Below are 17,949 nucleotides of genomic sequence, written 5' to 3' on the forward strand. Positions count from 1 at the left end.
TTCACCGACTTTTTCGGTGGTTTTACCGACTTTTTGATTACCTAGTCGAAATGTGATTCTCGTAATAGTGCCTCAATGATACATTTGGGTATCATTAATCGACAAAGCAATGGGAAAGTATTCTAATCCAAGATCCAGTAACGACGGTGGTATCGTCTTCGGGTTTATTATTATCGGTGTTGGCGTTCTTATTTTATTGAGAAAGCTGGGTTTTTATTTCCCAGATTGGGTATTGTCCTGGCCAATGATTTTGGTAGGGGTAGGTATCGTCGTTTTGATCAAACATCAGTTCCAATCTTTCTTTGGGGCTATGATGTTGGGTTTTGGACTTTATTTCCTGGCCGAACGAGAATTTGGGTTTGACTTTGGAATAGAACGCTATGTTTTCCCTGTAGGCTTGATTTTATTGGGTATTTATCTAGTGACCCAAAAGCAAAAGGAAAAACGCGTGATTGACAATGTACAGGAGCAAATGAGGAAGAAAACATTCCAATCTAGTACAGAATCTAAATTTTCCTCTGAAAACGTGGAGGATGCTAAAGTCGAGTCCGAAACGAATTACTCGAAAAGCTCTGCTGGAATGAGTGGAGTTTCTGGAATCTCTTACTCTGACAGTGTAAATATTGATGCGATCCTAAGTGGGGTAAGCAAAAGAATCCTATCAAAGAATTTTCAGGGTGGAAAGTTAACTGCTTTCATGGGAGGTGTTGATTTGGATTTGAGTCAGGCAGATTTGAATGGTGTGGTGACTGTTCAGGTCGATGTGATCTTTGGAGGAATGAAATTGGTGGTGCCACCTCATTGGGATGTCAGAACTGAAGTGACCAATATCGCGGCAGGAATTGAGGATAAGCGAATTTATCGTCAGGCGGAAGTCGATCCGGATAAGGTTTTAGTTTTGAAAGGAACAATCCTGTTCGGAGGTTTGGAAATCAAATCATTTTAACGACCTTCCTAGCTAAAAGCAAACGTTTTGTTTTCTAAGGCCTTTTCTACCCCAACCAAAGCGAATTTCATCATTCAAGGAGCCGGAATTATCTGGCTCCTTGCTACGTCTGTCATTCTTCATTTTTATGGGATTGATTGGATGGTGGCCTTGAGTGATGGTGCTATCTATTCTTTGATTTTCATTGGGGGCGTGTTTATTCTTGATCGGATTTTCAGTTCGTATATTCCCAAAGGAGCTAATACTTGGCTTCTTTTGATTTTGCCAGTTGTATTGAGTTTAGTTGGAGCTCTATTTCATAGATACACGCTACAATGGCTCTTCTCTGAAGAAGTAGGCTTTAAAGCCATTTTAAAAAATCATTTTTACTTGAGGTGGATGATTTTGGCTATCGTGGAGATTATGGTGACATTGCTTGCGATAGTAGTTTCCAAATTGGAGCAACAGGAGGAAAGTCAAAAACGGGAATTGCATATTTTGGAACTGTCCAAGGAAGCGGAATTGACTCAAATTCGTCAGCAATTGCAACCTCACTTTCTTTTTAATAGCTTGAATTCCGTCAATGCATTAGTTGTTTCACAGCCTCAAAAAGCAAGAGAGATGGTTTTACAGCTTTCTGATTTTCTTCGAGGAACTATCCGGAAAAATCATCAGGAATGGATCAGGTTGGAGGAAGAACTGGATTACTTGAAGATGTACCTGGATATTGAGAAAGTTAGGTTTGGTCATAGACTTCAAGTTGAGTTTGCAGTGTCTGATGAAGCGTTAAAAATGAAATTGCCCCAACTTTTAATTCAGCCTTTACTTGAAAATGCCATCAAACATGGTTTGTATGGTATGACTGGCGATGTTGAAATCATCCTGACTGCTGTCAAAGAAAATAACTACTTGGTGCTAAAAGGGACCAATCCCTATGATCCAGAGGTTCCTTCTCCGATAGGAAAAGGATTTGGGTTGAGTTCAGTTGAAAGACGATTGTATTTACTTTTTGGAAGAAGTGATTTGTTGAAAAAAGGAGGGGAAAATGGTGTTTTCACGGTTCAACTTAAGATTCCACAATTGAAATGATCAGGACCATAATTATAGACGATGAGCCTTTGGCTGCTGGAATTGTAAGGGAGTTTCTAGCTGAGTTTCCACAGTTTGAAATTGTAGATCAATGCGAAGATGGTTTTCAGGCGATGAAATCCATTCAAAAGCATCAGCCGGATTTATTGTTTTTGGATGTGCAAATGCCCAAAATCACTGGATTCGAATTGCTGGAATTATTGGATGAGCCTCCGGCGGTCATATTTACCACTGCATTTGATCAATATGCGCTGAAAGCTTTCGATGCGCAGGCTGTGGATTATTTATTAAAGCCCTTTTCACAGGATAGGTTTAGACAGGCCATTGAGAGGTTTTTAAGCACTCAAGAGAAAGAGATCGATGCTTCTGGGATTCAGGATTTGGCTGAGAAGAGTAATCGGCTAGTAGTCCGCGTAAAGAATGAAATTAAAATCATCCCAGTCTCTGAGGTGATGTATTTTGAAGCCCAAGATGATTATATCGCCATTCACACAGATTCTGGTCAGTTTCTCAAAAAGATGACCATGAAGTCTTTGGAGGAATCTTTATCACCAGATCAGTTTGCAAGAATTCATCGCTCTTATATGTTGAATTTGAATCAAATCACGAGGATTGAGTCTTATGAAAGAGATAGTTATTTGGTCTTTTTGAAAAATGGAGAAAAGCTTCCGGTAAGTAAGACCGGGTATGCAAGACTCAGACAAGTGCTGGGTTTATAAAAAAGAAAGCCCCGATTGAGATCGGGGCAGTGCTTTGTATTTAATATTCGTCCTCGTTGAAGAAGAAGTCGTCTTTCGTCGGATAATCCGGCCAGATCTCTTCAATCGTTTCATAGGGCTCTCCGTCATCCTCCAATTCCTGAAGATTTTCCACTACTTCTAGTGGCGCTCCAGATCGGATTCCGTAATCAATAAGCTCATCCTTGGTTGCTGGCCAGGGAGCGTCCTCAAGGTAGGATGCTAGTTCAAGTGTCCAGTACATAGTGTTTATTTTAAGGTGTTCCGGATTTTAAGGTTGCAAAATTATCTTTTTTTTTAAATATGTAATCGTGTACTGATTTATTTAAAAGAAAGTTGCTTCAAAATATAATTTTTTACGTCAACTTTTCTTTTCAGACCGAATAGTTTTTTCTTCATCATGATTTCAAAGTCGCTACTTCTTGTCTGAAAATTATCAGAATTTCCTTGAGCGGTCTCATATTCAGTTTGATCTCTGTGAAGCAAATCCTTCAACAAAGCTGTTTTGATCTGAATCTGTTCTGCCTCTGGTTTTTCGTCAAAATCAGCATATTTCCCATGAACTAATTTTTCCAAGAAAGCTTTCTCAAAAACGATGTCAGAGAAGAATTGGAAAGATCTGGCCAATAAGTTGGCATCTTTCGGTTTGCGAGGGGGTAATTTTCTCCACTCTTGCTGAATTTCCTTGGCTCGGTTGATTAATATAGGAGTAGTCGGCTGACTTGCTAATCTTTTGATTTCGTCAGTCAGAGTCTCTACTTTCTTCATGACCTCGCGCGGATGCATTTGAGGGCCGGGATTTAGGGTTCTCTTATATCTGGAGAAGATCCTATTGTTCAGTCGAGAGAATTCATCCCAAAGTGGTTGTCTCTTTTCGGCAGGAACTTTCCCGGCAGATTTCCACTCTTTTTGAATTTTTTTACTGATTTCAAAGGCCATTTTGGCATCAGGAAGGTCATGTGCTTCTCTAGCCTGAACCACCAACGCTTCATAAACTTTGATGTTTTCTTCAGCCTGAAGAGCCAATCCTTCATAGAAATGTCTTCTATTTTCGAAAAAATGCTGCACAGAATCATTGAATTGTGCTTCGATTTCTTCCTGAATTTCCTTTTCGACTGGTCCAGTTTTGATCCATCTCAATTTTAGCTCTTTGTAAAATTCAGTGGTTTCTCTCCAGTCCGTGTCATCTTTTTTGGATTCAGCCTCTAGGATCAAGGCCTGCTTAACCTCCAAATTTTTGGTCCGGTTTGCCTGAATGATCTCATTGAGGAATTCTTCTTGTTGATTCAGTTCGTCGATCAAAGGGATAAAGTCACCCAAAGCGTCTGATTCATAGAGAGAATCGCGAAGGTGAATCAATTTCATTAGAAAAGAGCCTTTGTTTTGGTTCTCCTGGATATCGGTCTTGAGCTTTTCTACTTTTTCTTTCAGTTGCTCAAAGCGACCTTCAAAATAAGCTAGGGTAGAGGCTTCGTCCTCTTTTACTTCACCGATCTCCCTATCTGCTGTTCCAAGAAATCCCTTCAAATAAACTTTATCGTCTTTAATGTATCCATACGGATGCTCCATTGTTCTACAGTAGGTTAGGTGGTCGTTTTCAATTTTCCGCAAATTAATTAATTCAAAAGCACTTATCCTAAGAAAGGGCTTTTTTTGCATCTTTGCTCTTTAACGCAAATTTTCAAGAAAAATTCAACGCATGAGCGCAGAAAAAATCATCTTTTCCATGGCTGGTGTCTCCAAAGTCTACCCGCCACAGAAAAAAGTTCTTAAAGATATCTACCTCTCATTTTTTTATGGAGCCAAAATCGGTGTCCTAGGTCTTAACGGTTCCGGTAAGTCTTCCTTGCTGAGAATCATCGCCGGCATGGACAAAGATTACCTTGGTGAAGTAGTCTTCTCTCCGGGATATACCGTCGGAATGCTAGAGCAAGAGCCTCAATTGGATCCAAATAAAACTGTCAAAGAGGTCGTCGAAGAAGCAGTTGCTGACACGGTTAATTTGCTGAAAGAATTCGAAGAAATCAACGAAAAGTTTATGGATCCTGCATTGATGGATGATATGGATGCCATGAACAAGCTGATCGAGCGTCAGGGAGAAGTTCAGGAAAAACTGGATGCCGCAAATGCTTGGGAGCTAGACGTGATGCTGGACAAAGCCATGGATGCTTTGAGACTCCCGCCAAGTGATGCCATCGTAGGCAATCTTTCAGGGGGTGAAAAAAGGAGAGTGGCACTTTGTCGCTTATTGCTTCAGGAACCTGATGTCTTGCTTCTGGATGAACCTACCAACCACTTGGATGCGGAATCTGTACATTGGTTGGAGCAGCACCTACAACATTATAAAGGAACTGTCATTGCAGTAACTCACGATAGATACTTCTTGGATAATGTAGCAGGCTGGATTTTGGAATTGGATCGTGGAGAAGGTATTCCTTGGAAAGGAAATTATTCTTCTTGGTTGGATCAAAAGCAGCAGCGATTGAAGCAGGAAGAGAAAACAGAATCTAAGCGTCAAAAGACCTTGGAGCGAGAATTGGAGTGGATCAGAATGTCTCCAAAAGCCCGCCAGTCCAAAGGAAAGGCTCGTTTGAACGCCTATGATAAATTAATCGGAGAAGAGTCCAAAGAGAAAGAAGCGAAGTTGGAATTATTTATCCCACCGGGACCGAGATTGGGTGCTAAGGTGATCGAAGCCAACAATGTTTCCAAAGCTTATGGAGATAAATTATTGTTCGAAAACCTAAGTTTTGCACTTCCTCAAGGTGGTATTGTGGGGATCATTGGTCCAAATGGCGCCGGTAAAACGACCCTCTTCAAATTGATCACTGGTCAGGAAAAACCTGATTCTGGGAATTTCGAAGTGGGCGAGACAGTAAAGCTGGCCTATGTGGATCAAGAGCATGATACGTTGGATGCAAATAAGACGGTTTACCAGACTATTTCTGAGGGCAATGAGCTGATGAAATTGGGTAATAAGGAAGTGAATTCCAGAGCCTATGTTTCCAAGTTCAACTTTGCTGGATCTGATCAGGAGAAAAAAGTAGGAGTTCTTTCCGGCGGTGAAAGAAATCGGGTTCACTTGGCTTTGACCCTAAAAGAAGGCGGTAACCTTTTGCTTTTGGATGAACCTACCAACGACTTGGATGTGAATACACTTCGAGCGCTGGAAGAGGCCTTGGAAAACTTCGGTGGCTGTGCAGTGATTATCTCCCACGACCGTTGGTTCTTGGATAGAATCTGTACACATATCCTTGCTTTTGAGGGAGATTCTCAAGTGTATTGGTTTGAAGGGAACTTCTCCGATTACGAAGAGAACAAGAAGAAGCGTCTGGGTGATCAGGCCCCATCTAGAATCAGATATAAAAATTTGAAGTAAAATTCTGAAAGTTAAAATCACAAGGCTAAAACCCTCCGGTCCGAAAGAATGGGAGGATTTTAGCTTTGTGAATAGTTTTTGAATAAAATCAGAATCAACCTTTGAGTTGACTTACTTAAGAAAGTAAGTCATGTCCTTGTGAAGGCTTTGAAATTGAGTATATTAATGCCTTTCAAAAATAGATGCGATATATTTTTATAAGGACTTTTCTCTTGGTATTTGTTTTTTTGGGCGAATTAAGTGAAGGGTTTGCTCAAAATGCTAACGTAAGGAATCAAGGAGGATTTGAAAGGAGGACACCATCACCTGCTGTAGACCCAGATTCTCCAGTGGAGAGTTATGGAGCAACCCCTAGTGAGGCACTTTTGGTAGGAGAAAAAGATGCAGGTCGACTGGTAATTATTGACCCCGAATCTCTAGAGATAGTCGCTCGAATTCCAGTTGGAGGGAATTTGCATGAATTGGCGACGGATGGGCGATATGTGTATTTGGGCTCCAATCTTCCAGGGATAACAGTGGTAGACGCAGTGGCTCAGAAAAGAGTGGAGTCAATTGATATCAGTCCTTTCGGAAGGCCCCACGCGATTACCTTTGCCGGAAAGCATCTTTATATCGGCCATGAGAGAAGTAGGCTGATTTCACGATATGATCCCATAACTAAAAAGTTTGATGAGGTGATAGGACTGCCCGGGGGATCTCATTTATTGATTGTTACGCCTGATGAAAAACACATTTATACTGCGAGTTCTAATGGGCAATTGATTTCTATCATTGATAAAGTAACTTCTTCAAACGGTTCTACAACTTTGTCATTTACTTCTTTTCCGGGTGATACCAGAATGGAAGGAATGACTCTGTCTCCAGATGGTAATGAATTTTGGGTTCTTCATATGAATCAAAAAAAGATTTCAGTGATAAATGTGCCTGAAAAAAGATTGATTGAAACCATTGAGTTTGAAGGAAGCTTAAATAACAGGATTCGATTTTCTAGAGATGGAAAGTATGTTTTCCTTAACGAGTTGAATGGGAACGAACTTCGGGTGTATGATGCATCTACAAGAAAGGAAATCAAGAGAATTGATGTTGGAGCTGGTGGAGAGGGGATTTTTATGGATCCAGTTCGTCCAAGAGCATATTACGCAGTCAGTGCAGGAAATAAATTGGTGGTGATTGACACAAACACTTTAACTGTAATCAAAGAAATTCAGGGCCTGCTAAACCCTGATGGAATGGATTGGTATTCGGCAAAGTGATGTTTTTTTGATTGATGATAGAAAAAAACAATTAGATTCTCCCCTTTGAATTATTTCCTCTTCAACTCCAGCACCGTAATCTCCGGCCAAATCCCTACGCGACCTGGAAAAGCCAAGAATCCAAAACCTCGGTTGACATGAAGGTATCGACCTAGTTCCTCATATAGTCCAGCCCATTTTGGGTATCGGAATGAGGCAGGACTCCATTTGATAAATCCGGGGATTTCGATTCCAAACTGCATTCCATGCGTATGTCCACTTAGCGTCAAATGAATGAATTGAGCGAATTTTTTCACCTCCTCATCAAAGTGCGATGGATCATGACTCATCAAGATTTTAAAGCCTTTTTCAGTTAAGTTTTCTGTTGCTTTCCCCAAGTCTCCATATTGAGCAAAGCCTTTTCCCCAGTTTTCTACACCTATCAAATCAATGCTCGCTCCACCTTTTTGGAGTTTGACGTTTTCATTACGTAGGAGTTGAAAACCCAATTCTTTTTGAATATCTGCCAGGCGATTTAGATTGGCTTTTTTAGCTTCTAGATTCGGCCAAGACATATAGTCACCGTAATCGTGGTTGCCCAGAATGGAATACTTACCCATCGGAGCCTTTAGCTTTTTGAATGTGTCCACCCAAGGCTCCATTTCCCCGGCATGGTTGTTTACCAAGTCTCCTGTAAAAAGAATTACATCGGATTCCTGCTGGTTGATCAGGTCGACGCCGTATTCCAATTTCTTTTTATCATCAAAACTTCCGGAGTGGATGTCTGAAATCTGGGTAATAGTGAATCCATCAAACTCTTCAGGCAAATCATCGAATTCCAAGGTGTGTTTAACCACTCGGTAGCGATATTTTCCAATGAGGACTCCATGAAGAATTCCAACAAAGGGAATAGCTGAAAGAATCAAGGCTGTTTGACTGACGAACTTTCTACGGTCAGGAAGGAAGTCACCTTCTCGGCTTCCACTTACGGATTGATAGGCTCCTGTGAAAAACCGAGTTATATCTTCCCCAAACATAAATACTAGTACAATCAGTTTGGGAACAAGTGATAAAACCATCAATGAAACCATCCTTCCAAAATGAATGCTGACTTGACCTCGGTCGAAGGTCATAAAGCCGTATGCAACATAGAGGTAGACTAATATTGAAAATGCCCAAAAGGCAATTTTTACAAGGGTTTGCTCTGGGAAAAGTGTTTTAAATGCCTGGTAAGAATACCAGTCAATTAAGGCTAGGAATACAATAAATAGGAGAGTACGAATCACAATAATGGTTTGTTGGGATGATGGAAAAGGAGTTTGGGTCCTCTTGCAAAATTGAATTTTGAAGGCGATAAATTACCATAACGGGAAGAATAATAGTAGGTTGACTAAAATGGGACTAAAAGATGTACCTTGGTTGCTTGATTTAAGATTTTGCCAGAATAATTTTAGTTTTCTTTCTTCCAGTATGGATTATCCTTTTTGTGATTTCCAATATCAAAAAAACAAAATGGACCTACCAACTATCTGGTAAGCCCATTTTGCTTATTTAAAATTTATAGGGTCAGCTTAATTTTTCACAACTCGATGTAATCTTCCAAAGTTGCCAATTCGAATAAAGTAAAGCCCATTACTTAATTCTTGTAATGCAATTTGAACATCTGAACCTGTTGTTGTAATCGATTTCACCAGCCTTAAATTACTGTCATAAATGTAAATCTGGGCTGGTAGTAACTCAGGCTCTATGCCATCTATGGTAACTAGATTTGATGTCGGGTTTGGATATATTCTAATTTGTTCCGGTTTCTTGTCGAGTTCAGATTCCGGATTAGAATTTTCTTGATTCAATTTTCTGGCAGCTTCATCATTTGGCTGACATTCAGGACTTGCATTTAATGGCACTAGGTATTTTTGTCCTGTAAATATAGAGCCATCCGTAAACTGAACTTTATCGGCATATAATGAGCCTTCCAAGATAGAGTTTTCTCCAAATTCAACAGATGCAAAAGGAGCGAGGATATTTCCTTGGAAGAAGCTGTTTTTGAAATGAATCGGTTCATTCCCTGAATATTGAACAGTTACGCTATTCTGAGCTCCATCCGTTCCAGCCAGATATTGTTGGTCAGAGTGAGGGAGCCATTTGTTGACACGAATTAGGATTGGCCCTGTGCTTACATCAAAATTCACGATGGTATTTTTTCCTGAAATTTTCCATGAATCAATTAAATAAGACCCACTGACCAGATTAAGTGTCGTGTTTTCTAGCATATCTATTGAAAGATAGGTTCCTGGGGCAAGGTCAAGTATGTCTCCTTTCTTAAGTTGGAATTTTTCTTTCGAGTTGACCTTAGGAAAATTTAATTCAGGCCTTTCAAAACTAACCACGCATTCAGATTCTTTGCTGATGGCACCAAGGGGTAGAAGATTAGATTTTTTCTGAGAGTCAACTTCTTTTGCAAGTTGCAAATAATCGAAAACTACGCTTGATTCGCCACGAAGAATCAATTCATTTCCAACATAAAGATCTCCAACAATAGTGACAGGAGTTCCTCCTTGGAATGAAACATTTTCAAAGATCATATCGCCTGAGGAACCCACAGATCCTTGGGACTCTTGGAAATATTTGCTAAAGTATACATGGTCAAAACCATAAATACTAAAGTCGCTTAAGGAGTTTATTACCTCAGCACCCAGGTCCACTGTGTTAACTAGGTCTAGTCCGGTTATTTCTTGGGTGCATTGGTTGAAATTATTTTCGACATAAGTTCCGATAGGACTATATGCTGAGGCCTTTGCAACTACATCATATTCGACAGGCTCAAAACATCCTGTGTTAGAAATAGAGGCAATTTCAGGAGTGACTATGACTAAAACTTCAATAGATACAGACTCCCCAACCCCGATCTGGTTTCCGTCAGCCAAAAGGTTTTTATCACCTTTCCCGTCAAAATTGGAATTGACAATCAATTCCTCACTACTGATGCAATTGACAATGAAATTGGAGGCATCCTGAAAGCTTTGAGACAAATCAAATGTTGATTGAATATCGCTGAGAAGAACATCTCCGCCATTTTGAAGACTTATTTCATATACCACCTGTCTTCGACCAGCTCCAATATTGACAATGTCTTTGGTGATGATGTCTGAAACCTCAATGATTGGGTTTTCAGGATCTAAAAGAAAGCCGGTAAGGTCCAAAAAGCTAGTTCCTTCGAGATTGAAAGTATGGTTGATTAGCGTGTTTTCCGCAATTTTCACTCGATTGGTTTCCTCTTTGATCAAAGTTTCATCAATCAGAGATCCAACTTTGAGTTCTCCAAAACTTATTTTGGTGCTTTCAAAGACGCTTTGACTTGATTTACTTTTAAAATTGCCATTAATAAAAGATTGACCACTTACCGGAACTGGAGTGCTTAATGCCTGAGGAAATTGAGCTTCAATATATTGCCCGGCAATTAAATCTACCTGGGAGCCGAAAGATGAATAAGAAACAGACCCATCAGTATTGAATACTGTATAGTTCATCTCTTGTCCAAGTTGGATTGATAAGTTGATTTTAGGGTCAAACTCAAAATCCATATCCTGATCGATATTTAATGTAGGGGAAATATCGCCAGCATCAATGCTACCTAGGTTGTTTCCAAGACTAAAAGAGGTCGTATATCCTGCATAATCCAATAGGGAAATCAGGTCGTAATTCATATTTGAAACAGAATATTTGGTCCCAGATACTTTAAGTTTTCTTCCTCCATTCAAAGTTTGGGAATTAAGCTCTGTACTAGAAGTATTTTTAAAAGTAGCCTCTATCTCAGGGAGAGTGGGGCCATTCGGAGGTAGGTCTGGAGGGGTGATTTGAACAGTGTTTTGATCTGGAAAACTGGCAAAGGCATAGTTGGTGCCGTTTTGTTGATTGTAGGCATTAAGAACTGCTTGGCCTAAATTGAATAGTGGACTTAATGAAGACCATCTACAAGCTAGAATATCTGCTTGGGTAGCATTGGGGCCAAAAGCTTTTTCACAGATGTTTATTAATGGAGGTAGTGAGGGTAGAGATTGACTTAAATTGAATCTAGCATATTCCTCAAATTCTAGTTTATCAGAACAGATTTCATAGGAACAGATTCCATCAGGAACACATGGATAATAAACTGTGACCCCAAATCCGACATCTGCATCTATTCCTATTGCAGCATTTAATGAAAGGTCGTCAACAAGTGGTCCCAACTCTTGGTTGACGAAAGGAGGGCTCACTTTTAATTTATTTGTTTTGGTAGGATCTAAAATTTCATAAGATGTATTGATTCTGACTGGCTCTCCACAAGCGAAGCTATTAGCTTGCGGATATTCCACATATACCTTTACTGGATAATTTAGGTCTATATCAGATGTTCCAATTGAATGGACCTGATAATACCCCCCCGCATCCAAAGATGCATTTGCCGTGAATGTAGGTTCTAGGGATGAACAAAAGAAGCTAAAGCCAGAGGTAAGCTGGGTTAGCCAATTGGGAATATAGATGCCCTGTTGAGCAAGTATGTCTTTGGCTATTGTAGCACCGATACTTGGGCTAGTTCCATTTGCGAAGGTGTGTTTAAATTCAACCCGAGTTGCGGAGCCTACTTTGGGGTTGGGATCTAACGTAATGTTTTTATACTCCTCCTGAAATAGTAGCTCTGTATTCACGTTGGAGGTAGCTCCTCTAGTTTGGGAAAATGAAAGTAGAGGTAAGGCCAAAAAAACTAGGGTACTCATTAGCTTTAGAATGGCTAATTCTAGGGTTGAGTTTGTTTTCATGCCGGGCTAATTTATCATCCTAATAAATATAAGCCGTTTTTTTGTATTTGAAATATAATAATGTTTATATAAACAGTGTTTTTTTTAGCTAAAAATCCCCTAGAATATTAATTTTTATTGTTTGATGTGATAATAAGAGTATAGTTTGAAAATTTCGAGGTTTGAATATTAATTCCCAATTATAGCATTGAGTATGAGAGTTTTTCACTCTTTTTCAGGTTGAGTCAGTTGATAAGTTTCATCATACAAGCTCAGTTGCCGTTTTCGCCATTGGGCTCCTTCCAGGAAAACTGGGTGAGGTAAGCTCACTTCCCAGTCACCTAATTTCTTTAATAAGCTTTGAGTGATATCTAAATTTTCAAATGCCAAGTTATTGAGCTCAGAGGGATCTTTTTTTAAATTATAAAGCATGGGTAATCTGTCTGGGACACTGACTAATTTCCAGTCTCCTAGTCTGATTGCTCGGCTTATGGTGAATTTCCATTTGATTTCTCTTTCAAGATCATTTGAATTAGATCCAGTTAATGAAGGACTTAAATCCACTCCTGAAAATCCCTCTAGCTCAGATTTTCCCTGACTGGCCAATGCCAAAAATGTGGGGGCAACATCCAAAGAACTAACAGTTTGATTGGAGATTAGACCTTCTGGGTATTTGGCAGGAAGATTTAAGATAAATGGAACGTGAATTCCTCCTTCTAATAAAATTCCTTTTTGACCTCGATAAGGTGCGTTAATTGATGCGTTGCTGTCTGCTGGTCCACCATTGTCGCTAATGAATACTACCAAGGTATTTTCCTTGATTCCATTTACTTCAAGCGATTTCATGATTTTTCCGACATTGAGGTCTAGCCTGTGAACCATAGCTGCATAGGTTCTTCTTTTCTCATCCGGAATATCTTGAAACAAAGCCAGGTCTTCGTCAAGTGCTTGCATGGGAGTATGTGGGGCATTGAAAGAAGCAAAAAGGAAGAAGGGTTCACTTTTATGTCTAATGATAAAATCGACACATTCATTCCCAACATCATCAGTAATGTAAGTAAGCGGGGCCGGGATTTTGAAATTGGATTCTATAGGTTCTTTGTAACCTTTGCCGTCAGGTAATGCTTCAAAATAGTCATGGCCGCCGCCTGTATATCCCCAAAACTCATCAAAGCCTCTTTTCAATGGATGAAACTGTGGTTCCTTTCCCAAATGCCATTTGCCGATCAATCCATTGACATAGCCGTATGGCTTCAGCAGATCAGCCAAAGTTTTTTGTGAAAGAGGCATTCCCAAATACTCTGGATCAAAGCCTGGTTGATTTACTGCAAGATTATTATCATGCCCAAACTCCACCTGATTCACCCCGGTGATCAAGCCAGCTCGGGATGGACTGCAAACAGCTGATGACACATAGCCTTGGGTGAAAATAACTCCTGTTGCAGCTAATTGATCAATATTCGGAGTTTTGATCTGAGTACTTCCTGTAAAACCTAAATCTCCATATCCCAGATCATCGGCAACTATCAGTACAAGGTTGTATTGTGATGAGTTTGAGATATTTTGACCGGCAGATTTTAGAGAGGAAAGGAGGAGAAGAATTATAGAAAATGTAAAACTCGAACGAAACATGTTTTGAGGCGAAATAGGGAAGGGATTAAATTGAGTCTTTGAAGATACTATTCATTTTGAAAAAGTTCTTTTGAGAAAAGCTCGATTCCCCATTTTTTTACTTCTCTTTTTCCTTTCTTTGTACCTTAATTTTTCAAACCTAGTAACCTATGCGACAGCTGCTTCTTAGACCCGGTGCAGAGGAATTGTCCTACGAAATTCGTGGCATCGTAAAAAAAGCTCGTCAAATCGAGTCATTGGGCTATTCCATGACTTGGGAAAATATTGGCGACCCTATTCAGAAGAATAACCATGTTCCGGATTGGATGAAAGAAATCATTTCTGATCTGCTGAAAGAAGATAAAACTTATGGATATGCAGACTCCAAGGGTGTGTTGGAGACAAGGAGGTTTCTTGCTGATTTGAATAATAAATTGGGTGGTTCTCAAATATCCGCTGAAGATATTTTGTTTTTCAATGGCTTAGGAGACGCGATCGCCAAGCTGTATCAATTCTTGGTGCCAACGGCCAGAATTATCGGTCCATCACCAGCCTATTCAACACATAGTTCTGCAGAAGCAGCGCATGCGAATACTGCTCCGATTACATACAAGCTTGATCCGGATAATCAGTGGCTTCCTGATATGGATGACTTATACATGAAAGTCAAATACAATCCATCAATCGTGGGGATTTTGATCATCAATCCGGATAATCCGACGGGGATGGTGTATCCACGAGAGGTTTTGGAAGGCTTTGTGAAAATCGCTGAGGAGTTCAATCTCCTTTTGGTAGTGGATGAAATCTACCAGAATATCACCTACAATGGAATTAAAGCTGTTCCTCTAGCCGAGGTTTTGGGAGATAGACCCGCAATTTCATTGAAAGGAATTTCCAAAGAGTTCCCTTGGCCAGGAGCGAGATGTGGTTGGATGGAGTTTTATAATCGGGAATCGTCCAAGGAGTTTTCTAAGCTTTGTCAAACCTTGGAAAATGCCAAAATGATTGAGGTTTGTTCTACTATTTTGCCTCAGTTGGCTATTCCGATTATTATGAGTCATCCGGCTTACCATCAATACAGAGAGAAGGCCAATAACGACATCGGAAAGAGAAGTGAATGGATGGCAGAGATACTGGGTGACATTCCTGGAATCAAATTCAATCCAACTCAAGGCGCATTTTATAACACCATAGTTTTTGATGAGGGGGTTTTAAATCCAGATCAAAAATTGGAGGTAGAGGATCCTAGATTGCAAACTTTGGTTGAAGGATGGGTGTCTGAGCCCAATATGCCTTTGGATAAGCGTTTTGTTTATTATCTATTGGCAGGAGAGAGAATTTGTGTGGTTCCAATTTCCTCTTTCTGTTCCGACTTGAGAGGATTCCGTGTGACCTTACTTGAAGAAAAAGAAGAAGTGTTTAAGGATACGTTTACTCGATTAGGCAAAGCGATTAGAAGATATCTTGGAAAAGGATAAAGGATAGGCTGTAAAAGTTTAAATAAAATTGAGTGATCAGTCTCAGTGATCAGATAAGGTAAATGAGATAGAAATCATGGGGTTTTGGAGATAGAGTCAGTTTTTTGATCCAAATTTTTTAGGATTAAGTATCATATAATTTATCAATTTCCCTACCTCCCCAGATTGTTTGATAAGTGTTTGGTATTGCTCATTAGAGATATATTCGCAGGCTAATGCGAAATCGAGCCAAACGCTTGTCTCACTGTTTTCCATGTCTGCATCACTAAGTTTCGACTTGAAATGAGCAGTATAGGCTCGTTTTCTATATGATTCGGCAATACAGGCACAAACAGAGCGACTTGACCTCCTGATTTGATCTGTGAGTGAGAATTTCTCTTCTTTTGGAAAACTTTTAGAAACTTGAAATATTTCCATCGCTAGATTGAATCACTTTTTAAACGCTAATAATTCCTTGTAATCCATATTTATATCCTGCTAATGGGTTCTTTTAATTTTGGTATTTGGCCACTGATCACTGATTATCGTGCTTCCTCGTCTTGATCTCCTAGTTCATGGAGAAGTCTTCCTCCTCAGGATCAGTTCCTTCTAACTTGCTAAGCTCGGGTTGTCCTGCGTTTATCCAGGCGGTATACCAAAAGTCGGCTATCATTTTGATGCTTTTCTTTATTTGTTTTTCCACCATTCCATTTAGCCTGCTGGAATAAGTGTCTGAAAACTCTTGAGAGTAAACCCGGACCGTCAATCTATTCCTTTCCTCGAAGCTGTATTTCTGATCCTCTGGAAATTCCTGCGTCAATTTCTTTTTGATAAATAATACCGAGTCGACTAGCGCATGTGCTTCAAAAACAGCTTCCCAAAAAGCGAGTTGGGGGTTCTTGACATATTCCGCTTTTCCAACCCACAAACTGTAATCAGTGGCTTGTATTTCAGGAATTCTACTTTCCCAAAATCCGTGAATTCCTTCCTGACCTGTCAATTGACCATTATAATTCATGGTTGTATGAAGCGGAACATTGAGGTCTCTCAGTTAATGACCTAAATCCGCCGAAAGTCGAAGGATAGCGGCCTCATTTTTCTCTTCCATTGCTTTTGTCAAATTCTGAAAAGTAAAATAGGCCGACCAAGGGCCAATACCATTCAATCTTAAACTGTCTTCTCCAATTAATTCTACAGCTTCATTCCAATAGATTGGTAAGGCATTTCGCACAGAATCATCATAATGATCCAGATCTATGTAATGCTTTTCGGCTTCGCCTTCGATCGCATACCTCCTCCGGTCAGGGTTGACTGCTTTTTCTGTAATAAACTGAATATGAGGTTTGTAAAAACTAATTAATTCGGGAGGTAAAGAATAGACAGCCATTCTATTGATCAGGGAATGGGCATAAAAACCCCAGAAAAAAGGAATCCAACTTAAAAACAATGAATAAAAAGTGAGTATGGTAAAAAACTTCATTCTTAAAATTTACAGAATTAAAACAAGAAAAAAGCATTAAAAACAGCTATATTTGCCAAATAATGAGGGTTTTGGTGTGTTTTTTCATCTTAAAAATTCTCGACTTGCTAAGGAATGTTCATGATTCCTTTTGCAGTATTAATTATTTACAATAACTTTGCACTCCAATTCGGTATAGGGGAACGTAAAGAACTTTATTTAAATCAAGATATGGCAAATCACAAATCAGCTCTTAAGAGAATTCGTGCTAACGAAGCGAAGCGTTTGAGAAACAGATATCAGGCCAAGACCACAAGAACTTTCATCAAAAGACTTAAGGCTGCTACTGATAAAGTAGAAGCAATGGAGTTGTACAAGAAAGTGTCTTCTATGTTGGATAAATTGGCGAAGAAGAATGTGATTCACAAGAACAACGCTAATAACAAAAAATCAAGATTGGCTAAGTTCGTTAACGCTATTGGTTAATCCTTGAGACGAAATTTCATTGAAAACCCTGCTCTGCGGGGTTTTTTTTTATATCTAAATTTTAGGTATTTTTAGTTGATTAATTTTTTAATTGAAAGCTATGGAGACTTATTCCTCTTTGAAAATCAGCCAGCTTGCTGAAGAAGACCGACCTAGAGAAAAATTACTTTTAAAAGGCAAATCAGCACTTTCTGATGCCGAATTGATTGCTATTCTAATAGGTTCAGGGACGGCCTCTTTAAGTGCCGTTGATCTTTCGCGAAGTATTTTGGGGTCGGTGGAAAATGATTTAGCATTACTTGCCCGCTTAAGTATTCAGGATTTGAAGAAATTCAAAGGGATTGGCGAGGCTAAAGCCATCTCGATAGTCAGTGCATTGGAATTAGGACGAAGAAGAAAGGATTCTGAGCCCCAGAAAAAAGTGAAAATCACCAGTTCTGCGGATGTTTACAATCTGATGAAGCCTGAAATGATGGATGAGCAAGTGGAAATGTTTTATCTGGTTCTTCTTTCTCGGTCTAACCAAGTGATGAAAAAGCATTTGGTTTCCCGGGGCGGTACTGCAGGTACAGTGGTCGATCCAAAAGTGGTATTTAAAGTGGGTTTGGAGCATCTGGCTCAGTCCATGATTTTGGTTCATAATCACCCCAGTGGCTCTTTGACTCCCTCTGAACAGGACAAAAGATTGACCAAACGACTGGTGGAAATCGGTCGTACTTTGGATTTGCCAGTCCTTGATCATGTGATTTTTGCAGATACTGGTTATTTTAGCTTCGCCGATGAAGGCGAACTATAAATT

16 protein-coding genes are annotated in these 17,949 nt (G+C 39.7%); 8 read left to right on the forward strand and 8 right to left on the reverse strand.

The genetic code is table 11. The annotated features are described in order from the left end of the window. Positions 1–109: 109 nt before the first annotated feature. The 3 genes from O0V13_RS14825 to O0V13_RS14835 are packed head-to-tail and all read left to right on the forward strand — an operon-like array spanning position 110 to position 2,733. Positions 110–946 carry a LiaF transmembrane domain-containing protein gene (locus O0V13_RS14825; RefSeq protein WP_268035748.1) on the forward strand — a complete coding sequence of 279 codons (837 nt, stop codon included), beginning with the start codon at positions 110–112 and terminating at the stop codon, positions 944–946. Between the two features lie 27 nt (positions 947–973). Further along, complete coding sequence (locus O0V13_RS14830; RefSeq protein ID WP_268035749.1) at positions 974–2,014, forward strand: sensor histidine kinase; 1,041 nt, start codon at positions 974–976, stop codon at positions 2,012–2,014. Then, the gene (locus tag O0V13_RS14835) at positions 2,011–2,733 is read left to right on the forward strand and encodes a LytR/AlgR family response regulator transcription factor (protein WP_268035750.1); all 723 of its coding nucleotides are present in this window, start codon (positions 2,011–2,013) and stop codon (positions 2,731–2,733) included. Before O0V13_RS14830 ends, O0V13_RS14835 begins: the two co-directional genes overlap by 4 nt. A 40-nt stretch (positions 2,734–2,773) precedes the next feature. Here O0V13_RS14835 and O0V13_RS14840 read toward each other — a convergent pair whose 3' ends face one another. Both O0V13_RS14840 and O0V13_RS14845 read right to left on the reverse strand, forming a co-directional pair. Then, a complete protein-coding gene (locus tag O0V13_RS14840; protein WP_008202749.1) occupies positions 2,774–2,995 on the reverse strand; it encodes a DUF2795 domain-containing protein in 222 nt (73 codons plus the stop codon). A gap of 77 nt (positions 2,996–3,072) precedes the next feature. Then, a complete protein-coding gene (locus O0V13_RS14845) occupies positions 3,073–4,320 on the reverse strand; it encodes a DUF349 domain-containing protein (protein WP_268035751.1) in 1,248 nt (415 codons plus the stop codon). A 130-nt stretch (positions 4,321–4,450) separates the two neighbouring features. On the opposite strand from O0V13_RS14845, the gene ettA reads away from it, so the two are divergent. Beyond that, positions 4,451–6,130 (forward strand): energy-dependent translational throttle protein EttA, encoded by a 1,680-nt coding sequence (gene ettA / locus O0V13_RS14850; protein WP_073573265.1) that lies wholly within the window; start codon positions 4,451–4,453, stop codon positions 6,128–6,130. A gap of 182 nt (positions 6,131–6,312) precedes the next feature. Next, positions 6,313–7,383 carry a YncE family protein gene (locus O0V13_RS14855; protein ID WP_268035752.1) on the forward strand — a complete coding sequence of 357 codons (1,071 nt, stop codon included), beginning with the start codon at positions 6,313–6,315 and terminating at the stop codon, positions 7,381–7,383. A gap of 50 nt (positions 7,384–7,433) precedes the next feature. Here the strand turns inward: O0V13_RS14855 and O0V13_RS14860 are convergent, their stop codons facing one another. The 3 genes from O0V13_RS14860 to O0V13_RS14870 all read right to left on the reverse strand — a co-directional run bounded on the left by O0V13_RS14860 (position 7,434) and on the right by O0V13_RS14870 (position 13,769). Further along, entirely contained in the window at positions 7,434–8,648 is a 1,215-nt protein-coding gene (locus O0V13_RS14860) for a metallophosphoesterase (protein WP_268035753.1), read from the reverse strand. A 285-nt stretch (positions 8,649–8,933) separates the two neighbouring features. Beyond that, a complete protein-coding gene (locus O0V13_RS14865) occupies positions 8,934–12,116 on the reverse strand; it encodes a T9SS type A sorting domain-containing protein (RefSeq protein WP_268035754.1) in 3,183 nt (1,060 codons plus the stop codon). A gap of 246 nt (positions 12,117–12,362) precedes the next feature. After that, positions 12,363–13,769 carry a sulfatase-like hydrolase/transferase gene (locus O0V13_RS14870; RefSeq protein WP_268035755.1) on the reverse strand — a complete coding sequence of 469 codons (1,407 nt, stop codon included), beginning with the start codon at positions 13,767–13,769 and terminating at the stop codon, positions 12,363–12,365. Between the two features lie 149 nt (positions 13,770–13,918). On the opposite strand from O0V13_RS14870, the gene O0V13_RS14875 reads away from it, so the two are divergent. Further along, on the forward strand, positions 13,919–15,226 hold the full coding sequence (locus tag O0V13_RS14875) for a pyridoxal phosphate-dependent aminotransferase (protein WP_268035756.1): 1,308 nt from the start codon (positions 13,919–13,921) through the stop codon (positions 15,224–15,226). A gap of 96 nt (positions 15,227–15,322) precedes the next feature. Here O0V13_RS14875 and O0V13_RS14880 read toward each other — a convergent pair whose 3' ends face one another. The 3 genes from O0V13_RS14880 to O0V13_RS21670 all read right to left on the reverse strand — a co-directional run bounded on the left by O0V13_RS14880 (position 15,323) and on the right by O0V13_RS21670 (position 16,685). Then, positions 15,323–15,643, reverse strand: coding sequence for a four helix bundle protein (locus O0V13_RS14880; protein ID WP_268035757.1), 321 nt, complete (start codon positions 15,641–15,643; stop codon positions 15,323–15,325). 130 nt (positions 15,644–15,773) lie between these two features. Next, on the reverse strand, positions 15,774–16,223 hold the full coding sequence (locus tag O0V13_RS21665) for a hypothetical protein (RefSeq protein ID WP_326492733.1): 450 nt from the start codon (positions 16,221–16,223) through the stop codon (positions 15,774–15,776). A gap of 33 nt (positions 16,224–16,256) precedes the next feature. Then, positions 16,257–16,685, reverse strand: coding sequence for a hypothetical protein (locus tag O0V13_RS21670; protein ID WP_326492734.1), 429 nt, complete (start codon positions 16,683–16,685; stop codon positions 16,257–16,259). A gap of 210 nt (positions 16,686–16,895) precedes the next feature. On the opposite strand from O0V13_RS21670, the gene rpsT reads away from it, so the two are divergent. Together rpsT and radC are read left to right on the forward strand one after the other, a co-directional pair. After that, on the forward strand, positions 16,896–17,150 hold the full coding sequence (rpsT, locus tag O0V13_RS14890) for a 30S ribosomal protein S20 (RefSeq protein ID WP_268035758.1): 255 nt from the start codon (positions 16,896–16,898) through the stop codon (positions 17,148–17,150). A 100-nt stretch (positions 17,151–17,250) separates the two neighbouring features. Then, a complete protein-coding gene (gene radC, locus O0V13_RS14895) occupies positions 17,251–17,946 on the forward strand; it encodes a RadC family protein (RefSeq protein WP_268035759.1) in 696 nt (231 codons plus the stop codon). Positions 17,947–17,949 lie beyond the last annotated feature (3 nt).

The organism is Algoriphagus sp. PAP.12 (genome assembly GCF_026652115.1).
Lineage (GTDB): Bacteria > Bacteroidota > Bacteroidia > Cytophagales > Cyclobacteriaceae > Algoriphagus.